The sequence below is a fragment of the Micrococcus sp. HMSC31B01 genome (assembly GCF_001816085.1).
GTDB classification, from domain to species: Bacteria; Actinomycetota; Actinomycetes; order Actinomycetales; family Micrococcaceae; genus Micrococcus; species Micrococcus luteus.
Window position 1 is genome coordinate 1 of record NZ_KV825238.1, and the last position, 3,710, is coordinate 3,710.

Here is a 3,710-nt window from a genome sequence, read left to right on the forward strand (position 1 = left end):
CGCCGGGCGCCGGCACCGGCCGTGCGGATCCGGACCACCCCACCGTCACCGTCCGGCGCGGCGACTGCCTGTGGCACCTCGCCGCCGCCGAGCTCGGCCCGGACGCGACCCCCCGAGAGATCGACGCCCGGTGGCGCCGCTGGTACGAGGCCAACCGGCGGGTGATCGGCGACGATCCACACCTGCTGCTGCCCGGCACCGTGCTGACCTCCCCTGTGTTCGCCCCGCACGCCGGCGTGGACGGACCACGGCCATGACATCCACGACCCTGCACTCCCCCACTTCGCCTCGTCCTCAGGAGACCGCCATGACCGCCCTTGCCACCCGCCCCCGCACCGCGTCCGCCCGGCGCACCGCCGACACCCTCCTCCACGGACCCGCCCACAGCCCCGCGGTCCTGCCCCGCGGTGAGGAGATCGCCCGGCGGGCCCGCACCGAACAGGGGCGCGAGGAGCTGCGCCGCGTCCGCTCGCTCGCCGCCGTGATCGCCGTCGCCTGCGTCGAGGTCGAGACGGGCCGCCGTGCCCTGCGGGACCTCTCCGCCTGGCTCTCGCCCGAGGTCCTGGACAAGTTGACCCGTCGCATGGAGCTGCTGGGCGCCGTCGCGCCGACCGGGCCCGGTCGACGGCCCTCCGCGGCCGTCCCGCCCCGGACGCCCGCGTCCGCACCCCGCCCGGTGGGTGCCCGCGTGTGCGAGGTCGCGCCCGGCCGGGTGGAGGCCAGCGCGACGGTGCTGTGGGAGGGCCGGGCCCGGGCCTTCGCGCTCCGACTCGAGCGGCGGCTCAGCCGGTGGAAGGTGACGTCGGTCGAGATCGGCTGAGCCGGATCGCCCCGTCGGACTGACGATCGAGGGCCCGGAGACCTGGAGGTCTGCGGGCCCTCGTGCTGCGTCGTGGCGGGATGCCGGTCAGCCGCGGCGGCCGCGGCGCTCCGCCTGACGGCGGGAGCGGCGGTTCGTGCCCGCCGCGACCGTGGCGCCGGAGTCCGTGCCGCTGCGGGTGACCGCGCTCTGCCCGTCCTCGGACGGACCGGTGAAACGCAGCTGCGCAGGCTGCTGCGGGGCGTCGATGCCCTCCACCGAGATCTGCGGGGCCATCGTCACGGCGCGGGCATCCTTGACGCCGGGCAGCGACGTCGGCGCGGGGGCCGCACTGATCTGCGCCTGGAACAGCGTGCGCACGGCGTCCTCACGGATGGCGGCGAGCATGTTCTGGAACATCGTGTAGCCCTCGCGCTGGTACTCCACGAGGGGCTCGCGCTGGGCCATCGCGCGCAGCCCGATGCCCTCCTTGAGGTAGTCCATCTCGTAGAGATGCTCCTGCCAGTGGCGCCCGATGGTGGCGAGCACCACGCGACGCTCCGCCTCCCGCAGCGCCTCGGATCCCACCTGCGCCTCCCGGTCCTCGTACGCCAGGAGCGCATCGGAGACGAGTTCGCGCTTCAGGACCTCGGCCGTGAGCCGGCCCCGGCCGCCGACCTCGTCGAGGACGTCCTCCTGCGAGATGCCCACGGGGTAGAGCTCTGCCAGGTCCCGCCACAGCTGGTCGAGGTCCCAGTCGGTGGCGTGGCCCTCCTCGGTGGCCGCGTCCACGATGTTCCCGACGGCGTCCTCCACGAAGCGGCGCACCCGGTCCTGTAGGTCCTCCCCCTCGAGGATGGAACGGCGGTCCGTGTAGATGGCCTCGCGCTGGCGGTTCATCACGTCGTCGTACTTGAGCACGTTCTTGCGCTGCTCGGCGTTGCGCCCCTCGACCTGCGCCTGCGCATTCTGGATCGCCTTCGAGACGAAGCCGAACTCGAGCGCCATGTCGTCCGGGATCGACGGGCTGTTCATGATCCGCTGGGCCACGCCCGGGTTGAAGTTGCGCATGAGCTCGTCCGTGAGGGAGAGGTAGAACCGGGACTCGCCCGGGTCGCCCTGACGGCCGGAACGACCGCGCAGCTGGTTGTCGATGCGGCGCGAGTCGTGGCGCTCGGTGCCCACCACGTACAGGCCGCCGGCCTCGATGACCGCGCGGTGCGCGTCCTCCACGGCGGCCTCGGCCTCCGCCAGCACCTCGGGCCAGCGGGCCTCGTACGCCTCCGGGTCCTCGGCGGCGTCGAGGCCCAGTTCCTGCATGCGGGCCACCGCCGTGAACTCGGCGTTGCCGCCGAGCATGATGTCGGTGCCGCGGCCGGCCATGTTGGTGGCCACGGTGACGGCGCCCGGGCGGCCCGCCTGCGCCACGATGGCGGCCTCGCGGGCGTGGTTCTTCGCGTTCAGGACCTCGTGGCGGATGCCGCGCTTGGCCAGCAGCGTGGAGAGGTACTCGGACTTCTCCACGGAGGTGGTGCCCACCAGGACCGGCTGGCCCTTCGCGTGCCGCTCGGCGATGTCGTCGACGACGGCGTCGAACTTGACCTTCTCGTTCTTGTACACCACGTCGTTGCGGTCCACACGCTGTGGCTCCCGGTTCGGCGGGATCACGACGACGCCGAGGCCGTAGGTCGACGTGAACTCGGCGGCCTCCGTCTCGGCGGTGCCCGTCATGCCGGCGAGCTTCTCGTAGCCGCGGAAGTAGTTCTGCAGGGTCACCGTGGCCAGCGTCTGGTTCTCGGGCTTGACCTCCACGCCCTCCTTGGCCTCGATGGCCTGGTGGAGCCCCTCGTTGTAGCGGCGTCCCTTGAGCACGCGGCCCGTGTGCTCGTCGACGATCTGCACCTCGCCGTCGAGGACCACGTAGTCCTTGTCCCGCTTGAACAGCTCCTTGGCCTTGACCGCGTTGTTCAGGAACTGGATGAGCGTGGTGTTCTGCGTCTCGTACAGGTTCGTGATGCCGAGGTGGTCCTCGACCTTCTCGATGCCGGGGCCGAGGATGCCGACGGTGCGCTTCTTGTGGTCCACCTCGTAGTCCGTGTCCGCCTCGAGGCGGCGCACCAACCGGGCGAACTCGCCGTACCACCGGTTGGCCTCTCCCTGGGCGGGGCCGGAGATGATCAGCGGGGTGCGGGCCTCGTCGATGAGGATCGAGTCCACCTCGTCGACGATCGCGTAGTGGTGCTCACGCTGCACGAGCTCGTCGAGGGACCAGGCCATGTTGTCCCGGAGGAAGTCGAAGCCGAACTCGTTGTTCGTGCCGTAGGTGATGTCCGCGGCGTACTGCTCGCGGCGTACGGCCGGGGTCTGGCCCGCCACGATGACGCCCGTCTGCATGCCGAGGAAGCGGAACACGCGGCCCATGAGGTCGGCCTGGTAGGAGGCGAGGAAGTCGTTGACCGTCACCACGTGCACGCCCCTGCCGGACAGCGCGTTGAGGTAGGCCGGGGCGGTGGCCACGAGGGTCTTGCCCTCGCCGGTCTTCATCTCCGCGATGTTGCCCTGGTGCAGCGCGATGCCGCCGAGCAGCTGGACGTCGTAGTGCCGCTGGCCGAGCGTGCGTCCCGCGGCCTCCCGGACCGCGGCGAACGCCTCCGGCAGGAGCAGGTCCAACGACTCGCCGTCCGCATGCCGGGCCCGGAGCGCATCCGTCTCGGCACGCAGCTCCGCATCGCTGAGTGCCCGGAAGTCGTCCTCGAGGAGGTTCACGGCGTCCACCGTGGCCTGCATGCGCTTGAGGACGCGGTTGTCCGAGATCTTCAGGACGCGGTCGATGATCGAAGGCACTGGTTCTCTGCTCCCTTGCGGTGTGGCCGGGGCGGGACGGGATGCCCCTCGCGCTCGGCCGTGGCGC

General features: G+C 71.7%; 3 protein-coding genes. 2 read left to right on the plus strand and 1 reads right to left on the minus strand.

What is annotated here, in order from left to right:
* Window positions 1–257 (plus strand): LysM peptidoglycan-binding domain-containing protein (locus HMPREF3105_RS08735; protein ID WP_371441110.1); only part of this gene is annotated, 257 nt, incomplete at its 5' end.
* Between the two features lie 50 nt (window positions 258–307).
* Window positions 308–820, plus strand: coding sequence for an Rv3235 family protein (locus HMPREF3105_RS08740; protein WP_063189509.1), 513 nt, complete (start codon window positions 308–310; stop codon window positions 818–820).
* 87 nt (window positions 821–907) lie between these two features.
* On the opposite strand, the gene secA is transcribed toward HMPREF3105_RS08740, so the two are convergent.
* Window positions 908–3,643 (minus strand): preprotein translocase subunit SecA, encoded by a 2,736-nt coding sequence (secA, locus tag HMPREF3105_RS08745; protein WP_070709271.1) that lies wholly within the window; start codon window positions 3,641–3,643, stop codon window positions 908–910.
* Between the last annotated feature and the right edge of the window lie 67 nt (window positions 3,644–3,710).

Excerpts from the sequence above, each read along its gene's own strand:
- HMPREF3105_RS08740 (WP_063189509.1), top strand. The coding sequence starts at position 308 with ATGACCGCCCTTGCCACCCGCCCCCGCACCGCGTCCGCCCGGCGCACC.